General features: G+C 70.1%; 18 protein-coding genes and 1 pseudogene. 10 read left to right on the plus strand and 9 right to left on the minus strand.

Going from position 1 to position 22,281, the window contains the following annotated elements; translation table 11 throughout:
- Position 1 precedes the first annotated feature (1 nt).
- From FHY03_RS01085 to FHY03_RS01095, 3 genes are all read right to left on the minus strand, one after another.
- Positions 2 to 235 (minus strand): twin transmembrane helix small protein, encoded by a 234-nt coding sequence (locus tag FHY03_RS01085; RefSeq protein ID WP_183921218.1) that lies wholly within the window; start codon positions 233 to 235, stop codon positions 2 to 4.
- Complete coding sequence (gene gluQRS / locus FHY03_RS01090) at positions 232 to 1,077, minus strand: tRNA glutamyl-Q(34) synthetase GluQRS (protein ID WP_183928200.1); 846 nt, start codon at positions 1,075 to 1,077, stop codon at positions 232 to 234. Before gluQRS ends, FHY03_RS01085 begins: the two co-directional genes overlap by 4 nt.
- Positions 1,078 to 1,184: 107 nt before the next feature.
- On the minus strand, positions 1,185 to 4,325 hold the full coding sequence (locus FHY03_RS01095; protein WP_183928202.1) for a TonB-dependent receptor domain-containing protein: 3,141 nt from the start codon (positions 4,323 to 4,325) through the stop codon (positions 1,185 to 1,187).
- A gap of 252 nt (positions 4,326 to 4,577) precedes the next feature.
- Between FHY03_RS01095 and FHY03_RS01100 the strand changes: the two genes are divergently transcribed.
- The gene (locus FHY03_RS01100; protein WP_183921221.1) at positions 4,578 to 5,084 is read left to right on the plus strand and encodes a hypothetical protein; all 507 of its coding nucleotides are present in this window, start codon (positions 4,578 to 4,580) and stop codon (positions 5,082 to 5,084) included.
- Between the two features lies 1 nt (position 5,085).
- On the opposite strand, the gene FHY03_RS01105 is transcribed toward FHY03_RS01100, so the two are convergent.
- Genes FHY03_RS01105 through xseA form a run of 3 tightly spaced genes read right to left on the minus strand, consistent with a single transcriptional unit; the run spans position 5,086 to position 7,638 of the window.
- Positions 5,086 to 6,018 (minus strand): M23 family metallopeptidase, encoded by a 933-nt coding sequence (locus tag FHY03_RS01105; protein ID WP_311721274.1) that lies wholly within the window; start codon positions 6,016 to 6,018, stop codon positions 5,086 to 5,088.
- Positions 6,015 to 6,215 (minus strand): DUF2093 domain-containing protein, encoded by a 201-nt coding sequence (locus FHY03_RS01110; protein WP_183921222.1) that lies wholly within the window; start codon positions 6,213 to 6,215, stop codon positions 6,015 to 6,017. The genes FHY03_RS01105 and FHY03_RS01110 overlap by 4 nt, the downstream gene beginning before the upstream one ends.
- 10 nt (positions 6,216 to 6,225) lie before the next feature.
- On the minus strand, positions 6,226 to 7,638 hold the full coding sequence (gene xseA / locus FHY03_RS01115; RefSeq protein WP_183928204.1) for an exodeoxyribonuclease VII large subunit: 1,413 nt from the start codon (positions 7,636 to 7,638) through the stop codon (positions 6,226 to 6,228).
- On the opposite strand from xseA, the gene purD reads away from it, so the two are divergent.
- The 4 genes from purD (at position 7,637) to FHY03_RS01135 (ending at position 12,166) form a co-directional block, all read left to right on the plus strand.
- Positions 7,637 to 8,896 (plus strand): phosphoribosylamine--glycine ligase, encoded by a 1,260-nt coding sequence (purD, locus tag FHY03_RS01120; RefSeq protein WP_183928206.1) that lies wholly within the window; start codon positions 7,637 to 7,639, stop codon positions 8,894 to 8,896. The two genes, xseA and purD, sit on opposite strands and share 2 nt — an antisense overlap.
- A 33-nt stretch (positions 8,897 to 8,929) precedes the next feature.
- Positions 8,930 to 9,625, plus strand: coding sequence for a hypothetical protein (locus tag FHY03_RS01125; RefSeq protein ID WP_183928208.1), 696 nt, complete (start codon positions 8,930 to 8,932; stop codon positions 9,623 to 9,625).
- Entirely contained in the window at positions 9,622 to 10,077 is a 456-nt protein-coding gene (locus tag FHY03_RS01130; RefSeq protein WP_183921226.1) for a GreA/GreB family elongation factor, read from the plus strand. Before FHY03_RS01125 ends, FHY03_RS01130 begins: the two co-directional genes overlap by 4 nt.
- Before the next feature lie 103 nt (positions 10,078 to 10,180).
- On the plus strand, positions 10,181 to 12,166 hold the full coding sequence (locus FHY03_RS01135) for a TonB-dependent siderophore receptor (RefSeq protein ID WP_183928210.1): 1,986 nt from the start codon (positions 10,181 to 10,183) through the stop codon (positions 12,164 to 12,166).
- 49 nt (positions 12,167 to 12,215) lie between these two features.
- Here FHY03_RS01135 and FHY03_RS01140 read toward each other — a convergent pair whose 3' ends face one another.
- Entirely contained in the window at positions 12,216 to 13,511 is a 1,296-nt protein-coding gene (locus tag FHY03_RS01140) for a hemolysin family protein (protein WP_183921228.1), read from the minus strand.
- A gap of 145 nt (positions 13,512 to 13,656) precedes the next feature.
- On the opposite strand from FHY03_RS01140, the gene FHY03_RS01145 reads away from it, so the two are divergent.
- A complete protein-coding gene (locus FHY03_RS01145) occupies positions 13,657 to 14,340 on the plus strand; it encodes an OmpA family protein (RefSeq protein ID WP_183921229.1) in 684 nt (227 codons plus the stop codon).
- A gap of 379 nt (positions 14,341 to 14,719) precedes the next feature.
- Here FHY03_RS01145 and FHY03_RS01150 read toward each other — a convergent pair whose 3' ends face one another.
- Positions 14,720 to 15,382, minus strand: a complete 663-nt coding sequence (locus tag FHY03_RS01150; protein WP_183921230.1) for a hypothetical protein — start codon at positions 15,380 to 15,382, stop codon at positions 14,720 to 14,722.
- A gap of 520 nt (positions 15,383 to 15,902) precedes the next feature.
- Between FHY03_RS01150 and FHY03_RS01155 the strand changes: the two genes are divergently transcribed.
- Positions 15,903 to 18,416 (plus strand): beta-glucosidase, encoded by a 2,514-nt coding sequence (locus FHY03_RS01155; protein WP_221189943.1) that lies wholly within the window; start codon positions 15,903 to 15,905, stop codon positions 18,414 to 18,416.
- Between the two features lie 85 nt (positions 18,417 to 18,501).
- Here FHY03_RS01155 and FHY03_RS01160 read toward each other — a convergent pair whose 3' ends face one another.
- Positions 18,502 to 19,059, minus strand: coding sequence for an FxDxF family PEP-CTERM protein (locus FHY03_RS01160; protein ID WP_183921231.1), 558 nt, complete (start codon positions 19,057 to 19,059; stop codon positions 18,502 to 18,504).
- A 622-nt stretch (positions 19,060 to 19,681) separates the two neighbouring features.
- Between FHY03_RS01160 and FHY03_RS01165 the strand changes: the two genes are divergently transcribed.
- The 3 genes and pseudogenes from FHY03_RS01165 (at position 19,682) to FHY03_RS01175 (ending at position 22,242) form a co-directional block, all read left to right on the plus strand.
- Positions 19,682 to 20,431, plus strand: coding sequence for an N-acyl amino acid synthase FeeM domain-containing protein (locus FHY03_RS01165; RefSeq protein WP_183928212.1), 750 nt, complete (start codon positions 19,682 to 19,684; stop codon positions 20,429 to 20,431).
- Between the two features lie 105 nt (positions 20,432 to 20,536).
- Positions 20,537 to 21,166, plus strand: a pseudogene (locus FHY03_RS01170) (LysE family translocator).
- A gap of 47 nt (positions 21,167 to 21,213) precedes the next feature.
- Positions 21,214 to 22,242: an oxidoreductase gene (locus tag FHY03_RS01175; protein WP_183928214.1), complete on the plus strand. Its 1,029-nt coding sequence runs from the start codon at positions 21,214 to 21,216 to the stop codon at positions 22,240 to 22,242.
- The last annotated feature ends 39 nt before the right edge of the window (positions 22,243 to 22,281 follow it).

The raw sequence follows: 22,281 nt of genomic DNA on the forward strand, positions 1-22,281 counted from the left end.
ATCAGGTGCGGCCAGCCGCGAAGAGCAGCACGACGACGACCAGCACCGCCAGCGCCTGGAACAGGATGCGCTGCTGCATCATGCGGTTGCTCTTGAGCTGCGCCGCCGTCGGGCCGCCGCTTTCGCCGCGCGCGTCGGCGGACGCTTCCTGGAGGAAGGAGACGATGCCGCGCACCAGAGCGACCACGGTGGCGATCATCGCCGCCACCAGCAGGATCACGAGGAAGGTGTTCATGTGTCGAAGGTAGGGATTGCGGAGGGCTTTGGGAAGTCGCCCGCGCGCAACCGCTCGGCCAGCGCGCGCCCGTCCTCGCCACGCTCGCGCAGCACCGCGAGCGCTGGCGCCCCGTGGCGCTTGGCGAGCCGCTCGCCATCCGCGCCGGTCAGCAGCGCGTGATGGTGCCAGCGCGGCACCGGCAGCTCGAGCAGCGCCTGGAGCAGGCGGTGGACGTGCGTCGCCGCGAACAGGTCGACGCCGCGCACGACATCGGTGACACCCTGCGCGGCGTCGTCGACGGTGACCGCGAGATGGTAGCTGGCGGGCGCGTCCTTGCGCGCGAGCACCACGTCCCCCTGCGCCAGCGGGTCGGCCTGAACCACGCGACCGGCGTCGCTCCACTCCAGCGCACCGGCGCGTGCGACCGCCGCGGCCATGTCGAGCCGCCAGGCATGCGGGCGCGACAGGTCGGCCGCGGGGAGAGAGCGGCAGGTCCCCGGATAGAGCGGCGACGCCCCGTGCGGCGCGCTCATTGCCTCGGCGATCTCGGCGCGGGTGCAGAGACAGGGATAGAGCAGTCCCATCGCGCGCAGCCGCTCCAGCGCAGCGGCGTAGCGTCCCAGTCGCCGCGACTGGTGAACCACCTCCCCGTCCCACGTCAGCCCGAGCCAGGCGAGGTCGGCGAGGATCGTGGCGACATGCTCGGGGCGGCTGCGGGTGCCGTCGATGTCTTCGATGCGCAGCAGGAAGCGCCCGCCGCGCTCCCTCGCGTGATCGTGCGCCCGGATCGCCGAATAGGCGTGGCCGAGATGCAGCCGCCCCGTCGGCGAGGGCGCGAAGCGGGTGACCACCGGATCCATCCGGCGCGATGTGCGCGGCGGCACGTGGCCGCGCAAGGGCGCCGCGACCAGATACGAAAAGGGGCGGGCCGAAGCCCACCCCCAAACGTCTCGTCAATGAGTCGCGATCAGAACTTGATGCGCGCGCCCACCACGAAGCGGCGGCCCAGCGCGTCGTAGGTCGACGGATAGGTGTTGCCGCTGTTGAACGAGGTCGACCCGACGGTGCCACCGACCAGCGGCGGATCCTTGTCGAGCAGGTTGGTGACCGTCAGCGTCAGGTCGAAATTGTCGGTGACGCCGAAGCGGGTGGCCAGGTCGAGGTAGTTGTAGGCCGGGATGCGGCCGAAGTTGACCTGACGGCCCGCCAGCGGGCCCGACTCGATCGTGCCGCTGAAGGTCGTCACGCCCGGCTCGACGCGCATCTTGTCGAGGTGACGCCACAGCAGCGAAATGTCGGCCGAACCGATCGACACCGTGGTGCGCTGATTCCAGGTGAGCTCCGGCTGGAGCGAACCCGCCGACGAGCTCGGACCGGCCGAACCCGGCGAACCGCAGTTTTGGCCGTACAGGCCGACGCAGCGCAGCACGTCCGAACCCGGCGCCGCCTGGAACTGCGAGCGCGACGTCCAGTTGCCCTGGAAGCTCAGGTTCAGCTTGGCGACGCCCAAGTCACGGCGATAGCCGACGTTCAGGTCGATACCGTCGGTCAGGATCGTACCGGCGTTGCTCGGCGTGATGATCAGACCACGCGTCGTCGCCGGATCACCGTCCAGCGCGCCCGTGACGGGGTTGCGGACGATGTTGAGGCAGGCCGCGCTCGTCGCGCTGGCCGAGGTGATGCCGCTGCCAGCCTGATCGCCGAAGCACAGGTTGTAGGCGCTGCCCGCGGTGAGCTGCGAGATCGCGTCCCGAATCTTGATGTTGTAGTAATCGACCGAGATCGAGAGGCCCGGCACGAAATCGGGCTGCAGCACCACGCCCACGGTGAAGCTGTTCGCCTTCTCCGGACGCAGGTTGAGGTTGCCACCCGCGGTGAAGTTGGCCTGCGCCGCGGTCGGCGTCTCGATGCTGCCGATCGTCGAGGCCGGGGCACCCTGCGCGATACACACCGCGGCGAGCGTCGCGTTGTTCACCGGCGCGGCGCCGGCGCACGCGTCATACGACAGGTTGGTCAGCGCGGTGCTCACCGGGTTGAACAACTCGCCGATGTTCGGCGCACGTACCGCGCGCTGGTAGTTGCCGCGGATCTTCAGGCCGCCGAACGGCTCCCACGTGCCCGCGCCCTTGTAGGTCCAGGTGTCGTAGCTGGGGCTGCCGACCGCATCCACCTTGTACGCCGAGTAGCGCACGCCGCCCTCGACCGTCAGGCTGTTGAAGAAGGGCTTGTCCTCGACGAGCGGGACGATGACCTCGCTGTACGCTTCCCAGACGTTGTAGCCACCGGCGAAGGTCGGCGCCGCGCCGCCCGCGCCGCCGAGCTCGCCCGCGGTCTGCGACAGCGTGTCCGAGTTCTGGCTGGCGGTGTACTTGCGATACTCGCCGCCGAGCGCGAAGCCGATCGGCTCGTTGGCGAAGGGCGAGGAGAAGCCGACGTCGCCGGTCAGCAGCGCGCGGACCTGCGCCAGCGAGGTGCGGTTCGACGAGGTGCTGTCGGCGGTGAGATACGACACCTGATCCGACGAGATCGAGCCAGCCGGGCCGAACAGGTTGACCGGGACGCAGCCCGTGCCCGCCGTGATGTCCGCACCGCCCGGCGCGCCGCCGAGGCAGGTCGCGGTGTTGGTGGCGAACGCCGCCGAGCGGAAGCGCGACGTCAGCGCGTAGTTGCGGATCGTCTGCGTGTTCTCCGACTCACCGTACGACCCGCCAAGATCGAGGTTGATGCGATCGGTGATGCCGATCTTCACGCCGGCGTTATAGTCGAAGATCGTCGTGACATAGTCCGAGATGCGCGAGCCCGTCTCCGTGGTACGACGGTTGGTCGTGGTGGTGAAATAGCGGAAGTTGGGATCGGTCGGATCGGTCGCCACCGCCGCCGCGGCGCACTGCGCCGCGGTGAGCTGCGCCACCTGCTGGTTCTGCGCGTTGAAGGTCGGGTTGTTGGCGCAGAACTGCGAACGCGCCGCCGCCGGCAGATACGGGTTCGAGAACGGGATCGCGAGCGACGAGCCGAAGATGCCCGACGGCGCGATCACGGTGCTCACCGTGTTCTTCGAGAACAGACCGCGGCTGTAGACCTGCACGCTGTCCGAGACATCGTAGTGGCCCGCGGCGTAGATGTTGTAGCGCTGGAACGGGACCTGGAAGACGTTGTACGGGTTGAAGTTGAACGGCTGCACCGGCTGCTGCAGCCCGCCCGAGGTCGGGTTGATCTGGAAGTTGCCCGACTGGAAGCCGGCGTTGCCGCGGCCGGCGAGGCCGGCGAGGTTGAAGCGCGACGGGACCGTGGTGCCCGAACCGCCCGGCGAGCCGCTGGTCGAGGTGTAGCTGTTCTGCGAGAAGCGACGCGCGTCCATGTAGACGGGGTCAGAATTCTGGTAGCCGATCGACAGCACCGCGTTGCCGCGGCCGTCGTCGAAGTTGGCACCGACGGTCAGATCGACGCGAGTCTGCTCGCCGTCGCCGCGCTCGGTGATGCCCTCCGAGACGTTCAGCTCCATGCCCGAGAAGTCCGAGCGGGTGATGAAGTTGACCACGCCCGACACCGCATCGGCGCCGTAGGTGGTGGCCGCGCCGCCGGTCAGCGTGTCGATGCGCTCGACCAGCGAGAGCGGAATGTTGTTGAGGTCAACGCGACCGACAGTGCTCGACGGCGCGATGCGCTTGCCGTCCAGCAGCACGACGTTGCGGAAGTTGCCGAGACCCCGAAGGTCGACGAATGCGGAGCCGCCGTTGCCGTTGTTCACCGCCGAACCGATCGACGGCGCCACGCCCGGCAGGTCACGCAGCAGCTCTTCCGCGGTGTTGCGCTGACGCAGCTGGATCTCTTCCTGGCCGATCACCGCGACCGGGCTCGACGCGACCAGGTTCGGGTTGCGGATCAGCGTGCCGGTGACGACGATGTCGCCCGAGCTGGTCTCGCCGGCGGGCGGGGCGGAGTCCTGGCTCGAGATGCCGGCGGCCGGCGCATTGGGGTCGGTGCTCTGCACGCCCGTCTTCGGCTGGCTGGCGGGATCGGCGGTCTGCGCGGTCGCCGGGGCGGCGATCACCGCGGCGCCGACCAGCAGCGTCGAGGTGAGCAGGCGCGAACGATAGGCGTTCAGCATAGAGTTCAGTCCCCTTTTGTGGCCGGTTTTCCGGCATTCACAGAATGTGCTCCGGGACGGCGCGGCCGCCCGGGATGCCGTTGGCTACCGTGAAGCCACGCTGCACAGCAACATGGCGCGCCTGCTCGATGGCGTTTTTGAAAGAGTGTAACTTCAATGACACAGATGAAGAATGGTGTGCTACCGGCCCTGGCAGGTCGGTGACAGGGGAGAAGTGTGACGATGCGGCCACTTTGGACGGCAGCCGCCACCATGGCTGTTCTCGCGGCGGCGCCGGTGAGAGCGCAGTCGAGCGGCGGCGCACAGCGCGTCCTCGACGGCTTGGCGGCCTGCCGCGCGATCACGGAAGCGGGCGAGCGGCTCGCCTGTTATGACAAGGCGAGCGCCGCGCTCGAGCAGGCGGTCAAACAGAATGACGTGCGGATCGTCGATCGCGCCGACGTTCGGCGGGCGCGGCGCTCCGTGTTCGGGCTCAACCTGCCCGATCTCGGTCTGCTCGGCGGCGGCGCCGACCGCGGCGAGACCGATCAGCGCGAGACGTTCAGCGAGATCAACACCACGGTCCGCAGCGCGCGCCCCGGCGCCAACGGTCGCGGCGAGATCACGCTCGCGGATGAGGGTAACCCGGTGTGGCAGACCACGGACGCCATGCCCTTCCCGCCCAAGGCGGGCGCCAAGGTGCGGATTCGGAAGGGCACGATGGGCGCCTTCTTCCTCAACGTCGACGGCCGCAGCTATCGCGCGCTGCGGCTGCGCTGAGCTAGCCGGCGGGCATCGCCCCCGCGACCGGCTGCGGATCGATCCGCACGCCGCGCCACGTCATCGCCCAATGCAGGTGCGGCCCGGAGGCGCGGCCGGTGCGGCCGACCAACCCGATCGGCTCGCCCTGGCGCACCTGCTGCCCCACCCGCACGTCGATCCGCGACAGGTGGAGGAAGGCGCTGGTCAGCCCGGCGCCATGGTCGAGGATCAGCAGTCGCCCCTCCAGCGTGAACGGCGGGTCGGCGACGAGCGTGACCACGCCGTCGGCCGGGGCGACCACCGGCGTGCCCTCGCCGCGCGCGACGTCGACGCCGCCGTGATAGCTGCCGGGCTGGCCGCGATATATCCGTTGCGCGCCGAACAGCCCCGAGATCCGTCCCGTTACCGGCCAGTGAAAGCGCTGGCGCCAGCCGTCCGAGTTCGCACCGACCGCGCGGGCGGCGGCGATCTGGCGCAGCTCGGCGGGGCGGCGGCGCGCGAAATCGGCGTCGGGCACGGGCACCTTGGCGACGCGGTCGAGCCGCTCGAGCCGCCACGCGCGCGGAGTCACCGGCAGCGTCGCGGTGAGCGTGCGCGCGCCGGTCAGCGCCGCGGTCAATGTCAGCGTGCCGGTCGCATCCCGGTCGGCCGCGATCAGGAACCGACCGTCGGAAGCGAGCACCACGGGCGCACCGTCGAGCGTCAGCCGCGTCGTCCCCACTGGCGCGGTGCCGAGCGCGACGCCGCCCTGCGCGATCGCCGGCGGGAGCCCTAGCAGGACAGGTGAGACCAGTTCTGGCGGCGGGGGCAGCGTCAGCCGCGGCGCCGGCTCGTCCCGCGCGGCCGTCATCGGCGCGGGCGGTGCAGTGAGCGGCGCGGTCGCGGGCGCCGGCACGCAGCCGACCAGCGCCGCCGCGCTCGCCAGCATCACCGCCATCGGCCGTCCGCTCACCGCGGCGCCAGCGCCTCGGTCGCGATCGCCGCGCTGGCGAAGGGGCGCTGCGTCGCCGCGTCCCAATAGCGCAGGTCCTCGAGCGGGATACGCGCACCCGACACCGCGCACACGACATGGTCGCCCGGCACCAGCACGCGGAAGCCGTTGGCGAGATAGTGGAGCTTGGCAGGTCGGTCGGTGTGGCTCATCAGCATCGGCAAACTCTCAGAACAGGCGCGGCTGGTCGGGCTTCTCAGAATAGGCGCGCGGCGGCTTCGGCTCAACCTTGGCGGGTCGGGGCTCGCGCGGCGCCCCCTCCCCCACCTCCGCCGGCACCGCGCCGTCGCGGAAGTGGAGCAGCAGCGCCCCTACGGCGCGCGCCGCGTCCGCGCTCGTCACCGTGCCGCCGGCCGCGGCCTCTACCCGTACATAGCCGCGATCCAGCAGCTTGTCGGGGTTGAGGCTCTCGACCAGCCGGCCCAGATCGGCGAGCCGCGCCCGCCCCGCCTCCAGCCGCCGTTCCAGCGCGGCGGGCCGGATCGCGCCGGCGGTGCGGTCGAGCTCGCCGCGCGCGCGCGTCACGCGCCGCTCCAGCCCGCGGTCGAGCCGCGCGCCCAGCTCGTCGAGCCGCTGGCGCTGCGGCCCGAGCAGCCGGTCGCGCGTCGGCATCACCCGCGCGAGCGCGTCGAGCCGCTCGCGCCCGCGCTCGACATAGCGGCGCGCGCATCGCTCGGTGCGCTGGCGCATCGCGTCGAGCGACAGTCGCAGCTCGGCCAGCACGGGCACCGCGATCTCCGCCGCCGCGGTGGGCGTCGGCGCGCGCAGGTCGGCGGCATGGTCGCAGAGGGTCGTGTCGGTCTCGTGCCCGACCGCGGAGATGATCGGGATCGAGCAGGCAGCGACGGCGCGCACCACGACCTCCTCGTTGAAGGCCCATAGGTCCTCGATGGAGCCGCCGCCGCGCGCGACGATCACCAGCTCGGGTCGGCGCACCGGGCCGTCAGCCGGCAGCGCGTCGAACCCGCGTACGGCCGCCGCCACCTCCTCCGCCGCACCGGCGCCCTGTACCTTCACCGGCCAGACGATCACGTGCGTGGGGCAGCGGTCCTCGAGCCGGTGGAGGATGTCGCGGATCACCGCGCCGGTCGGCGAGGTGACGACGCCGATCGTGCGCGGCATGAACGGCAGCCCCTGCTTGCGCTCGCGGTCGAACAGCCCCTCCCCCGCCAGCTTGAGGCGCAGCTTTTCCAGCAGCGCCATCAGCGCGCCCGCGCCGGCCAGCTCCATCCGCTCGATCACGATCTGATATTTCGAGCGCCCCGGATAGGTCGTCAGCCGCCCGGTCGCGACCACCTCGATCCCGTCCTCGGGCCGGAAGGCGAGCCCGGCGGCGCTGCCCTTCCACATCACGCCGTCGATCACCGCGGCATCGTCCTTGAGGCACAGATAGGCGTGGCCGGAGGTCGCCCGCTTGTAGCCCGAGATCTCGCCGCGCAGCCGGACATGGCCGAACTCGCCCTCGACCATGCGCTTGAGCCGCCCCGACAGCTCGCTGACGCTGACCGCCATCGCATTGTCGCCGGGCGTGGCCTCGGCTACCAGCCGCCCCGCCTGAGTATCGTAAAGGGGGTCGGCCATGAACATCCTGCTGGTGGGATCGGGGGGACGCGAGCACGCACTCGCGTGGAAACTGGCGCAATCTCCCCGTCTCGATACGCTCTTCGCCGCGCCGGGCAACCCCGGCATCGCGCAGCACGCCACGATCGCGGACCTGGACGTCGACGATCACCGCGCGGTGATCGACTTCGTCCGACGCCACCAGATCGGACTGGTCGTCGTCGGGCCGGAAGTGCCGCTGGTGCGCGGGCTCGCCGACAACATCCGCGCGATCGGCGTGCCGGTGTTCGGCCCCGGGCGCGAGGCGGCGAAGCTGGAGGGGTCGAAGGGCTTTACCAAGGACCTGTGCGCGCGCGTCGGCATCCCGACGGCGCGCTATTTCAAGGTGACGACGCGCGACGGCGCACTCGCCTGTCTCGACGATTTCGGCGAGACCTGCGTGATCAAGGCCGACGGGCTCGCCGCGGGCAAGGGCGTGGTGGTCGCGATGTCGCGCGCCGAGGCCGAGGCAGCGATCCGCGACCTCTACGCGCAGGGGCCGGTCGAGGCCGTGATCGAGGAGCGGCTGGAGGGGCCGGAGGCGAGCCTGTTCGTGCTGAGCGACGGCACCTCCACCGCGTCCTTCGGCTCGGCGCAGGACCACAAACGCGTCGGCGAGGGCGACACCGGACCCAATACCGGCGGGATGGGCGCCTACAGCCCCGCGCTGGTGCTCACCCCCGAGCTGGAGGAGCAGGCGCTGGGCGAGATCGTGCGCCCCACGATCGACGCGCTCGCTGCCGCGGGCACGCCTTACGTCGGCGTGCTCTACGCCGGGCTGATGCTGACCGCGGACGGCCCCAAGCTGATCGAGTATAACGTCCGCTTCGGCGATCCCGAGTGCCAGGTGCTGATGGCGCGCTTCGCGGGCGACCTCGTCGAGGTGTTGCTCGCGGTGGCCGAGGGGCGGCTCGCCGACCTCCCTGCTCCCGCCTTCGCCGACGACGCCGCGCTGACGGTGGTGATGGCGGCCGAGGGTTATCCCGGCGAACCGCGCACCGGCGGCGCGATCGACGGGATCGACGCCGCCGAGGCGACCGGCGCGACCGTGTTCCAGGCGGGCACGCGGCAGGACGGCGAGATGCTGGTGGCGAGCGGCGGCCGCGTGCTCGCGGTGACGGCGACCGGCGCGGACGTCGCTGCGGCGCGCGATGCCGCCTATCGCGCGGTGGACGCGATCGACTTCCCTACGGGCTTCTTCCGCCGCGACATCGGAGCGAAGGCGCGCGCCGATGGTTGATCCGCTGATGTTGCCCGACACTAGGACCCGCCGATGAACTCTTCCAGCTTCGCCCTGGAACCGATCTCGCAGGATCAGGTGCTCGTCACGGTCGCGCTCGCGTTGGTCGCCCTGCTGGCGGTGCTCACCGTCATCGGGATGATCTGGGGCGCGCGGCTCAAGGCCCGGCGCCGCGCCGCCGAGGCGGAGGAGCAGCAGCGGATCGAGGAGCTGCGCGCCGACGGCGTCGAGGTGACCAACACCGCCGACGGCGTGCCGCCGATCATGCGCGGGAACGACAGCGCGAGCGAGGACCGGCACGACGCGGTGCCGGAACGGGCGGCGCCGCCCGCCCCAAGCGCTATGCCGGTCCGGACGACGACCACCGACGCGGCACCGCTTGAGCCTTCGCTCGGGGATGAGCCGATCGTTGCCGCCGCGCCGCTCGACGCCTCTCCCGCCAGCACAGCGGCGGATGCGCCGACGACGGTGGCGGACGAAGGCCCTGGGGCGCAGCCGATCACGCTGCTCAAGGGCCTCGGGCCCAAGATCGCGACGCGGTTGGGCGAGCTCGGCATCACGCGCGTCGACCAGCTCGCCTGGCTTGACGACGCCGAGGCTGCAAAGCTCGACGCGCAGCTCGGCGTCTTCACCGGGCGGATGGAGCGTGATCGCTGGCGCGAGCAGGCGCGTCTGCTCGCGCAGGGCGATCGCGCCGGCTATGAGGCGCAGTTCGGGAAGCTGGGATGAGCGTCGCCTTTCGCCGCGAGAGCGACGACGAGCATCTCGAGCCGCGCTTCGAGCTGCCGATCCCGCCCGGCCCGAACCTCGTCACCGCGCGCGGACGCGCGCTGATCGATGAGCGCGTCGCCGAGCTGGAGCACGCGCTGGCCGCGGCCGAGGACGAGGAGGCGCGCAAGGCGGTCACACGCGATCTCCGTTACTGGAAGACGCGGCGCGCCACCGCGATCGAGACGGCCGCGCGCGCCGACGGCGTGGTGGGTTTCGGCACCGCTGTGACCTTCACGCTCGCTGGGCGCGAGCGGCGGGTGACGATCGTCGGCGACGACGAGGCCAATCCAGCCGCGGGGCTGCTTGCCCTCTCGGCACCGCTCGCGCGCGCGCTGCTGGGAGCGAGTGAGGGTGACACCGTTGCCTTCAACGGCCGCGAGGAAGCGATCGAGGTGCTGAGCGTCGGCTGAAGTGAGTCACTTCGCCGAAGTGGTGTGCATAGCGTGACTTAGCCGTTCGCTGTTGCGACTCAATCGCAACTTGGTCTAGGGCGTTTCCGAAAAGGGATCGCGCATGTACCAACGATTGTTCGCCGCCGTCATCGCGGGCGTCGGCTTCGCGCCACTCACCGCGCCCGCGCAGGACGTAACGGCCGACGACGTCATCGTCACTGGCACCACCGCCACAGCGACCAAGACCGCCACGCCGCTCGTCGACATACCGCAGTCCGTGACGCTGCTCGACCGCCGACGGCTCGAGGATCGCGCGTCGCGCACGCTCAACGAGGCGCTCGCCTACATCCCCGGGGTGAACACCGGCAGCTACGGTTTCGACCCGCGCTTCGACGCCTTCTTCATCCGCGGCTTCCAGGCGACCTACACCGGCGTGTTCCGCGACGGAATGCGTCAGCTCAACAGTCCGCTCGGACTATGGCGCAACGAACCTTATGGCATCGAGCGCCTGGCGGTGGTGCGCGGACCCGCCTCGGTGCTGTACGGTGCCAGCGGCGCGGGCGGGCTGGTCGAGGTCACCAGCAAACGGCCGCGTGCCGACCGCTTCGCCGAGGTGCAGGGCATGGTGGGCAGCTACGACCGCTACCAGCTCAACGCCGATGTCTCCGGGCCACTCGGCGACAGTGTCGCGCTGCGGGTCACCGGCGTGGCGCGCGACAGCGGCACGTCGCTAGCCGGTTTCGAGGACGACCGCTACTTCCTCGCGCCTGCCGCCACCGCGCGGCTCGGCGACGCTACCGATCTCACCGTGCTCGGCGAATATATGTGGTCGCGCACGGGGGCGAGCGCGGCCTTCTACAACGACGCCGGCGGCGTGACCCGGATCCCGCTGAGCGACCCGCGCTTCAACGACCTGACCCATCGCCAGTGGCGCGCAGGCTACGCGCTCGAGCATCGCCTGGGCGACTCGGTGTCGCTGCACCAGAACATGCGCGTGCAGGACGTCACGGTCGACATGGCCTATTCCTACGTCATCGACCCGACCGCGCCGGTCACCCGCCTCGGCGCGCGCGCGGCGGACTGGACCAAGAGCGTCAACCTCGACGATCAGTTGCGCGCCGAGCTGACCACCGGCGCGGTGCGCCATCGGCTGCTGATCGGGCTCGACTATAATGACGTTCGCTACCGCAGCGCCGAAGGCTTCGGCACCGAGCCGCTCAGCGACACCTATTTGGCTCGACCGCCGCTGGTGCCGACCACGCGCCAACGCTTCTCCCAGCTCGGCGTCTACGCGCAGGAGCAGGTCGAGGCGGGCGCGCTCGGGCTCACCGCCGGCGTCCGCCACGACTGGCTCGACGCGCGCACGGATGTGCCGGACGCGCCGGCGATCGACCGCGACGACCGTCGGCTGAGCGGTCGTGTCGGCGCGACACTGCGCGTGGCGGAGGGTGTGACACCCTACCTCAACTGGTCGACCTCGTTCGAGCCGAACGTCGGCCTGCTCCTCGACGCCACGCCGGCACGGCCCACCAGCGCGCGGCAATATGAGGGCGACGTCAAGTGGATGCCGCGCACCGGCGTGCTGCTCAGCGCCGCCGCGTTCGATACCCGCCAGCGCGACGGCGTCGTGTTCGACGCCTCGACCGGGATCAACCGCCAGGTCCAGCTCGATCTACGCTCCCGCGGCGCGGAGCTGGAGGCCTCCGCGCGCCTGACCGCAGGGCTCGACCTCACCGCGGCCTACGCGCTCACCGACATGCGGATCCGGCGCGGCGCGGCGGGCACGACTGGCAACCATCTGTCGGCGACGCCGCGGCACAGCGGCTCGCTCTGGGCGGACTATGCGCCGACTGGCGGGGGTTTCGGGCTCGGCGCGGGTGTGCGCTTCCTGGGACCGAGTTGGGGCGATGATGCCAATGTGATCCGCAATCGCGCGCGCACCTTCGCCGACGCGGTGGTCCATTATGACGTGCCGTCGCGCACGCCACTGCGGTTGCAACTCAACGCCACCAACCTGCTGGGCGCGGAGCCGGTCACCTGCGCCGCGAGCTTCTGCTACCGCGATCAGGGGCGAACGGTACTGGCGAGTGCGCGTTATCGGCTGTGAGGTGCTGCGTGGAGCAGCAACGCGCGCACGCTTCGTAACTGCGCCGACGTCACGCCTCGCTGACGAGCAGCTTGTCGATGCGGCGTCCGTCGAGGTCGACCACCTCGAACTTCCAGCCCTGTTCCTCGAAGCTCTCGCCCTCGGCGGGCAGTTTGCGGAACGCCGCCAGCGCCAGCCCGGCCACTGTGGCGTAGTCGCGGTCCTCGGGCAGATCGATGCCGAGCCGCTCCGCCAGCGCGTCCGCGGCCATCGTTCCCGCCACCAGCAGCGAGCCGTCGTCGCGCTCGACCACGTTGGGCGTCTCGCCGGGGTCGGCATCCGAGGCGAACTCGCCCGCGATCGCCGCGAGCAGGTCGGCCGGGGTCACGATCCCCTCGAAATGCCCGTATTCGTCGTGGATCAGCGCCATCGGCACCTCGGCGCGGCGCAACGCGTCGAGCGCGTCCATCGCGTCGATCTGGTCGACCACCACCGGCGCACGTCGCATCAGCCGCGCCACGTCGAGCGTCTCGCCGCGGAACAGCGCCATCGCGACGTCGCGCGCCTGCACCACGCCGATCACCGAGTCGATCGAGCCCTCCGCCACCGGCAGCCGGCTGTGAGCGACGTCGAGCAGCTTGGCGCGGATCGCGGCGTCGTCGAGCGAGACGTCGATCCACTCCACCTCGGTGCGCGGCGTCATCACCTCGCGCACCGGACGATCGGCGAGCCGCACCACGCCCGAGATGATCGAGCGCTCATGCTCCTCGATCACACCCGACTTGCTCGCCTCGGCGACGATCAGGTGAAGCTCCTCCGCGGTGACCTGATCCTCGTTCTCGCGCGTCAGCCCAAGCAGGCGGAAGGCCAGCGCGCTGGTTGAATCGAGCATCCACACCAGGGGCTTGGTGAAGCGCGCCAGATAGGCCATCGGCAGCGCGATCAGCGCCGCCACCGTCTCGGGCTTGCGCAGCGCGAACTGCTTGGGGACGAGCTCGCCGACGATCAGCGACGCATAAGTGGTGAGCCCGATCACCAGGATATAGCCGAGGCGCTCGGCCGCGGCATGGCTGAGCCCCAACGCCTCGAGCCGCGCCGCGGTGGGCGTGCCCAGGCTCGCGCCCGAATAGGCACCTGCGATGATGCCGATCAGCGTGATGCCGATCTGAACGGTGGAGAGGAACTTGCCGGGGTCGGCGGCGAGCTCGATCGCGGTGGCGGCGCCGCGCCGGCCGCTGCGCGCCATCGCCTCCAACCGCGCCTTGCGCGCGGACACGATCGCCAGCTCGCTCATCGCGAACACGCCGTTGAGCGCGACCAGCGCCAGGATGATGACGACGTCGATCCAGGGGAACGGCGGTAGCATGTTCGTGCTGTCTCTCTTGGCGGCAAAGCGTGCGCGCGACAATCCGCAAAGTGGCGCTTCGCTCCGTCATCGCGCATTCAGCGCGGGAGGAACAATGGTCGCGCACGTCGGGTTGTCCGGCATTGATCTGGGGAAAGGGAAGTCCATGAAGCTGTCGTCCAAGCTGGTCGCCGCCGCGTCCGCGCTGTCGCTGGTGTCGGTCGCGGCCTGCACCACCGATCCCGAGACGGGCGAGCGGCGCATGTCGAAGACCGCGATCGGCGGTCTGGGCGGCGCGCTCGGCGGCTATCTGCTCGGCGACCTCGTCGGCGGGCGGCGCGACCGGACCGAGAAGATCATCGGCGCCGGTCTCGGCGGTATCGCAGGCGCGGGCGTGGGCGCGTATATGGACAAGCAGGAGCGCGAGATGCGCGAGCGCACCCGCGGCACCGACGTGCAGGTGACGCGCCAGGGCGACGACCTGCTGCTGAACATCCCGTCGGGGATCAACTTCGCGTACAATTCGGCGAACGTGCAGCCGCAGTTCCGCGGCACGCTCGACAAGGTGGCGAGCGTGCTGGCGGATTACCCGCAGACCTATATCGACGTGTACGGTCACACCGACTCGACCGGCAGCGATTCGTACAACCAGGACCTGTCGGAGCGGCGCGCGACGTCGGTGGCGGACTATCTGTCGAGCCACGGCGTGCAGGCGGCGCGGATCGCGACGCGCGGCTTCGGCGAGACCCAGCCGATCGAGACCAACGACACCGAGCAGGGCCGCGCCGCCAACCGTCGCGTGGAGATCAAGGTGGTGCCGATCTCGCAGAATGACGTGCCGCCGCGCTGAGATATCAAGAGCAGGGCGGGCCGCGTGCTCCGCATTCTTCTCGGGAGTTCGAAGATGCGATTAAGCCGCTTCCGCCCACTTGCTAGCGCTATCTCACCCTCTCTTGAGAATATAGCGCCCCATGCTGCCGCCCCCACGCTGACCACAGCATCGTACCTCAGCCGACGCGGTGTAGGAGATACGGGGAACGGATCGGCTCGCCGTAATGGGTCGGCTCGCCGCCGACGTTCCGGCGCGGCGACGCTCACCCTGTCGGTCACTCGCGCGGCGTCACGCTCCCGCGCACGCAGGAGGCCGGACTAGCGAAGCGAAGCGCGTGTGACCTTGGGCTCCTGCCTGCGCAGGAGCACGGCGCCATCGCCGGCCCTTTACCGCCCGGTCAGCGCGGCGGCAGCAGCTTCGCCCAGCGCGCGTCGAGTCGCGCCTGCGCGCTGGCACGCGGCACGCGTGTCACCAGCGAGAGCCCGCGGAGGCTGATGCTGTGGCCGCTGAACAGATGGCCGCTGATCGAATAGCCGATGTCGTAGAGCGCGACGTCCTCGTGCGGTGCGCCGTCCACGAGGTAGCGCGTGACGATCGCCACCGGCATCTGCTCGTCCCCGCGACTGTCGTCGGGCCGGTGCGCCGCGGCGCGCGCCTTCTTCAGCGCGCCCTCGAACCAGTCGCCCTCGATCCGCGGCTCGCCCGTGGTCTCGACCGGGTCGAGTCCGAGCGCGGACGGGAACAGCAGGGTCTGGCTCTGCACCGACTGCGCGTCCGCGGCCGGTCGCAGCGTGAGGCGGTCCTTCGACGCCGCCGACGCCACCAGCGTCAGCGTGGTCGCGCGCGAGGAGGCGCGCGTCGACTCCTCGGCCTTGGCGACCTTGTCGTCGCGCCGGTCGCTCCAATTGCTCCACAGGGTCAGCGCCGAGATCAGCACCGCCACTAGCGCGAGCACCTCGCCCAAGGTAATCCAGCGGCGACGGATCGCCGCCGCCTCAACCGCGCGCTTCTCGGCGCGGGTGCCGGCGTCATCGTTCCGGTTGGGTGGCAGCTCGCTCATGCCTCGCCTTCGATCATCGCGCGCGGCCCGGGTCAAGCGGGCACGGCGCCGCGCGACCTGGACCGAGCACGGATGTGCCGTCATCCGCATTATATACGGTCGTATATAGCGCCCTAAAGGCGCGGGCTCGACTATGTCCGGCCTGTCGGCGCGGGTGCGCTCACGCTCCACGTCGATACCGCGTCACGCAGAGGCTATAATGGCGACCCTAGCCTGCCACTCTTTACCTACATCCGCGGCTACAACCTGACCAACGCCAACCTCGACTACCGCTCCGCAAGCGGGTTGGAGCTGATCGTCTGGGCGCGCAACCTGTTCGACGCCGCTACATCCAGAACCTGACGGTTCAGGCCGGCAACTCGGGCCTTATCCTCGGCAGCCCGAGCGACCCGCGCACGGTCGGCGGCACGCTGCGCTTCCACCTGTGAGCGCCGAGGCGCAGCGATCGCTGGGCAACTTCCCTGACATCTGGTAAGGCCAATCCCGACCGGCATAGCCGGCTATGACAGGGAGGGTGAGGATGGCGGCATGGTCTCGTCGCGGCGCATGGGCGCTGCTGGTCTCGTCGACGCTGGCCGGGCCGCTCGCGGCGCAGGCGCCGGCGCCGCTCGCCTGGATGGCGCCCGCCCTGGTCGAGCAGCAGCGCGCAGCGCGATCGGATGAGGCGCGCGAGTCGGTCGCGCGTGAGCGTGCGCGCGCGCTGGTCGGCGCGATGACGCTCCCGCAGAAGATGCAGCAGCTCACCGGCAGCAAGCCTTCTGTACTGCCCGAGTTGCCCAATTGCTTCGGGGCGCGGCACGTCGACGGCATCGCCGCCCTGGCGATCCCCACCTTCCGCATCACCAACGGTCCGGTCGGCGTCGGCCAGAACGACTGCGTCTCGCTCGCCGTGCGCGACTCGATGAGCTCGGATCGGCGCTCGATGTTCCGCGCCTACAGCGACCCCAGCTCGGCCAAGGCGACCGCCCTGCCCTCCGGCATGGCGGTCGCCGCCTCGTTCGACCCGCGGGTCGCCGCCGATTTCGGCGCGGTGATCGCGCGCGAGATGAACGACCTCGCGCTCCACGTCTTCGAGGCGCCGGGGATGAACCTGGCGCGGCTGCCGATCCTGGGGCGCAACTTCGAGTATTTCGGGGAGGACCCTTATCTCGCCGGCACCATGGCGGTGGCCGAGATCCGTGCGGTCCAGGCCGGCAACATCATCGCCATGGCCAAGCATTTCGTCGCCAACGAGCAGGAGACGAACCGCATGACGATCCAGGAGACCGTCGACGAGCAGGTGCTGCGCGAGCTGTACCTAATCCCGTTCGAGATGAGCGTGAAGGACGCCAAGGTCGCCGCGGTCATGTGCTCGTACAATTCCCTCAACGGTCTGCAGGCGTGCGCCAACAAGCCGATGTTGACGGGGGTGCTGCGCGAGGACTGGGGCTTCAACGGCTATGTCCAGACCGACTTCTTCGCGCAGAAGAGCACCGCTCCGGCGCTGGACGCGGGGCTCGACCACGAGATGCCGACGCCGATCCACTGGGCGCCCGACAAGCTCACTGCCGCGCTCGCCGAGAACGCGATCGCGCCGGCCCAGATCGATCGCGCGCTGGAGCGCCGCTACACCCAGATGTTCAAGGCCGGGATTTTCGATCGTGCGCTGCGCCAGTCGCCGATCGACTATGCCGCCGGCGGACGGGCCGCGCGCTCGATCGGCGCGCGCGCCGCGGTGCTACTCCAGAACAACGGCGCGCTCCCGCTGGCGCGGACCGCGCGCACGATCGCGCTGGTCGGCAAGGCGAGCCAACCCTATGCGCAGCAGGCCATCGCGGGCGGCGCGATCCTCGGCAAGCCGATGGGCGCCGGCGGCGGCAGCTCGGACGTGGTACCCGCTTATACGGTCACGCCGATCGACGGCCTGCGCGCCGGGCTGCGCGCGGCCGGCCGCGCCGACGCGGCGGTCAGCCTGATCCTGGTCGACGACGCCAACCGCACCGCCACGATCGACGGCAAAGTGGGGGCGTTCGACGCCGCGCTCGCGCGGATTGCCGCGGCCGACGCGGTAGTGGTGATGGCGGGCACCAACGCCGAGGAGGGCGCCGACCGGGCCAGCTTCACGCGCAAGGACGGCCACGAACTCGCCCAGCCCGCCGCGGCCGGCCTGTCGCTCGACTGGTACGTCGCCAAGCCGAGCGCGATCGCCACCGCCGATGGCGAGCCCGCGAACCCCGCGGCCTCGAGTGGGACGGTCGCGATGCTCGCCGCGATCCTGGCGGCGCGCTCCACCACCGCGGCGGCGATGCCGGCCAAGACCGTGCTGGTGCTCAAGGACAATGCCAGCGTCGCGCTGGATCCGGCGCTGCTCGGCGCGGCCGGCCCGTCGATCCTCGAGGTGTGGTTCCCCGGCCAGGAGGACGGCAACATCGTCGCCGATCTGCTGCTCGGCCGCGCCGAACCGACCGGGCGCCTGCCGGTCACCTTCCCGATCGCCGGACGCGGCTTCCTCGACTCGATCGCGCCGGCGCAATTTCCCGGCATCCCCGCGGGCGACGGCAAGACACAGACGGTGACCTACAGCGAGGGGCTGGAGATCGGCTACCGCTGGTATGATTCGCACTGCGGCCCGACACCGTGCGTCGCCTTCCCGTTCGGCCACGGCCTGTCATACACCCGCTTCGCCAGCGACACGCCTCGGCTCGAGCCCGCCGGCGAGGACAAGGTGCTGCGCGCGAGCGTCACGGTACGCAACATCGGCGCGCGAGCCGGGACCGAGGTGATGCAGGCCTATCTGTCGCTGCCGCCCGGCGCCAACACGGTGGGCGCGCGCCAGCCGCCGCGTCGGTTGGTCGGCTTCGAGCGGGTCACACTCGCGCCCGGCGAATCGCGGCGCGTGACGATCGCCGTCGATCCGGCGGCGAGCCATCATCCGATGAGCGTGTGGAACAAGGCGCAGCACGCCTGGGTGACGCCGCGCGGCCGCTACGTGCTGCGGCTCGGCACCTCGTCCGCACTCGGCGACCTGCTCGAGGCGGGCAGCGTCACCCGCTGAGCGGCCCTTAAACGAGAAGGAGGACGGCGCCGCGGGGCGCCGTCCTCCCTTGCTCCAGGATCGGCGGTCGCCCCGCCGACGTGGATCAGATCGCCTGGCTGAAGCGCACCGCGGTGCGACGGCGACGCATCGCATAGCCGACCACGCCGAAGCCCATGATCATCATCGCCCAGGTCGCCGGCTCGGGCACCGCCGAGTTGACCGGGGTGAAGGTCGCCTGACCGCCGTACGCGCCGTTGCCGCGCGACAGGCCGGTGACGACGAGCTTGTTCAGCTGGCCGGCCACGATCGGCACGTTGTTGATGAAGGCGACCTCGAACGCGCCGCCGGCGGTCTTCGTGATCTGCGCGGCGATGTCATTGATCGTCACCGAGGTGAAATCGAGATCGTTGGCCGAGAAGAGGTCGGTGACGCTGGTGGTCACCGTGCCGCTGCCCAGACCGTTGGTCGGCAGGGTGAAGGTGAAGGTGTCGGTGAAGGTACCCGACTTGAGGCCCTCGACCCGGAACGCGCCCGAGAAGGTGCCGTTCGGGCCGGCGGTCGCCTGGAAGTTGGGCGAGCCGACCGGATAGGTGGCTGCTTCGGCCGAGACGGCGCCTAGCGCAGCGGCGGCCGCCATGGTGATGGCAACGAGGCTTTTCATAGGAACTCCCTTTGATTCGAGTCGGCCTGATTTCATCTGCCTGGCCGCGATATGACACAGCCGCTCTGGAAGGATGAACAAAAAATTAACGATAGCTGCTCCCATTCGGGGCATTTGCGTTGCAACAAAAAAACGTTGCGTTGCGGAACTTCCGCGTGGCCGCCCGCAGCGTCCATCCGAGAAATCGCACGACTCATCTTTCGCCGCCTCGGACCGACTAGGACCTGTTAACTAAATCTGCTCTAGCGAGAACGCCGTAACGAACTCGCTCAACGTGCTGATGAAACACGAACGATAAAACCAGGGGTCCAATCTAGTTCTGATGCGGATCAGTCGCGCGCCTGTCCTGGCGGCGGCTGAGAGGATTAGCCTGTCAGTGATGTACGTACGGCATCTGGCAATCGCTGCTGGATATCGAGCGGGATAGTGTGTCTGCGGCGATCATCGCGTCCGCGGCGATGAGAGCGCATGTCCAATATTCAACTGCCCAACCGGTTCCTCGATCCAAAGGTGATGTATGCCACCACGCTCCCTTGACCTGGGCCGACACATCGACGGCTCATCTGCTAATCTGCTGGAGAACACGCTGGCTCCACTCCGCCAAGCGTTCCACTTCTCGACCATGATCGTCGGCAATGACGGCCAGAATCACGCGCTGGTGATCAAGGTCGCCGCCGGTGAGGCCGATCGCGCTGCAGCACGATCACTGCTCAACAAGCGCTACGGCTGGCGCGGCTATGGTGAGTCGCACAGCATCCCGACGGGCGCGACCCACTCGACCTTCACCGCCTTCATCGACGGCGAGTTGGTCGGCACGCTCACTCTCGGGGTGGACTCGTCCGCCGGGATGGAGATCGATCACACCTTCCGCAACGAGCTCAACACCTATCGCCGCGTGCCCGGCGCGCAGCTGTGTGAGCTGACCAAGTTCGCGTTCGAGTCGTCGGTGCAGTCGAAGGCGATCCTCGCCGCCTTCTTCCACTTCATCTTCATCTACGGCGAGTGCCGCTACGATTGCACTGACCTGTTCATCGAGGTGAACCCGCGCCACCGCCGCTTCTACGAGGCGATGCTCGGCTTCGATCGCGTCGGCGGGCTGAAGGAGAATGAAGGGGTCGGCGCGCCGTCGCAGCTGATGCATCTCGAAGTGGCGCAGATCCGTGCGCAGGTTGCCGAATATACGCGCGCGGCCGACGGCGTCAGCGAGCGCTCGCTCTACCCCTTCTTCCTCTCGGGTGAGATCGAGAGCGATGTGCGGCTGAAGATGGAGCGCGGCGGCCTCTCCGCCTCGCAGGCGCATCGCGCCGCAACGATCGCGAGCCAGCGGCAGCCGAACGCGATCGACGCCAACGTGACGGTCGGCCACGCCTGAAGCGTGACCGGGCGACGGCCGGTAAGTGACCGCCTGACTCGCCTCGACCCAAGCTCGACCGCGCACTAGGAGCGGCGCCGGTCGCGCGACGGAGGACGGCGAGGGATGGCGCTTCACACCTGGTGGCTGTTCGTCGGGTCGGTGTTCCTGCTCTCGGGAACGCCGGGGCCCAACATGCTCCACGTCATGTCCCGCTCGGTGCAGCTGGGATTGCGGCGCAGCGTCGCGGCGATGGCGGGCTGACTTGCCGCGGTCGTGTCGGTGCTCGCGGCCTCGGCCGCGGGGCTCTCCACGCTGCTGCTCGCGGTGCCCGGCGCCTTCGCGGTGCTGCGCTATGCCGGCGCCGCTTATCTCGTCTATCTCGGGATCAGGGCGTGGCGCGCCGAGGCAGCGCCGCTCGATGTCGGGGCGGGCGAGTTGGTGGCGCGGGCATCGCGTGCGGCGTTGTTTCGCGGCGGCTTCGCGATCGGCATCAGCAACCCCAAGCTCATCCTGTTCGCCGCGGCCTTCCTGCCGCAATTCATCGATCCGGCGCGCGCCAAGCCGCCGCAGTTCCTCCTGCTGGTGCTCAGCTTCGCGATGGTCGAGGCAGGCTGGTACGCGGCCTATGCGCTCGGCGGGCGATCGCTGGCGCGATACCTCAACCGTCCGGCAATCCGCCGCTCGTTTGACCGGCTCACCGGCACGATCTTCATCGGCTTCGGCGTCGCGCTGCTGCGGGTTCGGCCGGCTTGATCGTCGCCGCAACAGAAGCCTACGCTCGCCGCGGGGGAGCGACGCACATGACGGACAGGATCGGGGTCGGACTGATCGGCTACGGCCTCGGCGGCCGCGCCTTCCACGCCCCCTATATCGCGACCACGCCGGGGCTGGAATTGCGCGGCATCGTCTCGCGCGATCCCGCCAAGGTCCACGCCGACTGGTCCGCCGCGCCAGTGCTGCCCGACGTGGCGGGGCTGCTCGACGACGAGTCGGTCACGCTGGTCGTGGTCTCCAGCCCGGACCATCTCCACGTCGCGCATGCCGAGGCCGCGCTGGCGGCCGGCAAGCACGTGCTGGTCGACAAGCCGTTCGCCACCTCGCTGACCGAGGCGCGCGGGCTGATCGCGGCGGCCGAGCGCGCGGGGCGGCTGCTCACCGTCTTCCACAACCGACGCTGGGATGCCGACTTCCTCACGCTGCGCGGGCTGATCGAGGACGGCACGCTGGGCGACGTGGTGAGCTATGAGAGCCGCTTCGACCGCTGGCGACCGGCGCCCGCGGCGACCTGGAAGGAGGCGCGCGCGGGCGGCTCATGGCTCGACCTCGGGCCTCATCTGGTCGATCAGGCGCTGCTGCTGTTCGGCCGCCCGAGCGCGGTCACCGCCGATATCGCCACGTTGCGCCGCGGCGCACCTGCGCCGGACTATTTTCACGCGACGCTGCGCTACCCCGACAAGCGCGTGACGCTGCACTCGAGCAAGCTCGCCGCCGACCACGGCCTGCGCCTCGCGGTCCACGGCACGCGCGGCAGCTGGGTCAAGCACGGACTTGACCCGCAAGAGGCAGCGACGCTCGCCGGACAACGGCCGGGCGGCGCCGAGTGGGGCCATGATCCGCTCGACGGCTTGCTTACGCCCGGCGAGCCGGGCGCCGCGGCGACTCGCGTGCCCAATCGGCGCGGCGACTATCGCCTGTTCTGGTCGGCGCTGGCGGCGGCGATCCGCGGCGAAGGGCCGAACCCCGTGCCGCCGAACGAGGCGCTGGCGGTCATGGAGGTACTCGATGCCGGGCTGCGCAGCGTGACGGAGCGGTGCGAGATCGTACTCTGATCCGGCGGATCGCTTTCTTCCGTCGCCCGCGCTGCTAGG

It is taken from the genome of Sphingomonas sp. BK345, from assembly GCF_014193845.1.
Taxonomy (GTDB): domain Bacteria; phylum Pseudomonadota; class Alphaproteobacteria; order Sphingomonadales; family Sphingomonadaceae; genus Sphingomonas.

Bases quoted from the DNA above. Each gene is read 5' to 3' on its own strand.
- FHY03_RS01085 (WP_183921218.1), bottom strand. From the start codon at position 235: ATGAACACCTTCCTCGTGATCCTGCTGGTGGCGGCGATGATCGCCACC.
- gluQRS (WP_183928200.1), bottom strand. From the start codon at position 1,077: ATGGATCCGGTGGTCACCCGCTTCGCGCCCTCGCCGACGGGGCGGCTG.
- FHY03_RS01095 (WP_183928202.1), bottom strand. From the start codon at position 4,325: ATGCTGAACGCCTATCGTTCGCGCCTGCTCACCTCGACGCTGCTGGTC.
- FHY03_RS01100 (WP_183921221.1), top strand. From the start codon at position 4,578: ATGGCTGTTCTCGCGGCGGCGCCGGTGAGAGCGCAGTCGAGCGGCGGC.
- FHY03_RS01110 (WP_183921222.1), bottom strand. From the start codon at position 6,215: ATGCTGATGAGCCACACCGACCGACCTGCCAAGCTCCACTATCTCGCC.
- purD (WP_183928206.1), top strand. From the start codon at position 7,637: ATGAACATCCTGCTGGTGGGATCGGGGGGACGCGAGCACGCACTCGCG.
- xseA (WP_183928204.1), bottom strand. From the start codon at position 7,638: ATGGCCGACCCCCTTTACGATACTCAGGCGGGGCGGCTGGTAGCCGAG.
- FHY03_RS01125 (WP_183928208.1), top strand. From the start codon at position 8,930: ATGAACTCTTCCAGCTTCGCCCTGGAACCGATCTCGCAGGATCAGGTG.
- FHY03_RS01130 (WP_183921226.1), top strand. From the start codon at position 9,622: ATGAGCGTCGCCTTTCGCCGCGAGAGCGACGACGAGCATCTCGAGCCG.
- FHY03_RS01135 (WP_183928210.1), top strand. From the start codon at position 10,181: ATGTACCAACGATTGTTCGCCGCCGTCATCGCGGGCGTCGGCTTCGCG.
- FHY03_RS01140 (WP_183921228.1), bottom strand. From the start codon at position 13,511: ATGCTACCGCCGTTCCCCTGGATCGACGTCGTCATCATCCTGGCGCTG.
- FHY03_RS01145 (WP_183921229.1), top strand. From the start codon at position 13,657: ATGAAGCTGTCGTCCAAGCTGGTCGCCGCCGCGTCCGCGCTGTCGCTG.
- FHY03_RS01150 (WP_183921230.1), bottom strand. From the start codon at position 15,382: ATGAGCGAGCTGCCACCCAACCGGAACGATGACGCCGGCACCCGCGCC.
- FHY03_RS01155 (WP_221189943.1), top strand. From the start codon at position 15,903: ATGGCGGCATGGTCTCGTCGCGGCGCATGGGCGCTGCTGGTCTCGTCG.
- FHY03_RS01160 (WP_183921231.1), bottom strand. From the start codon at position 19,059: ATGAAAAGCCTCGTTGCCATCACCATGGCGGCCGCCGCTGCGCTAGGC.
- FHY03_RS01165 (WP_183928212.1), top strand. From the start codon at position 19,682: ATGATCGTCGGCAATGACGGCCAGAATCACGCGCTGGTGATCAAGGTC.
- FHY03_RS01175 (WP_183928214.1), top strand. From the start codon at position 21,214: ATGACGGACAGGATCGGGGTCGGACTGATCGGCTACGGCCTCGGCGGC.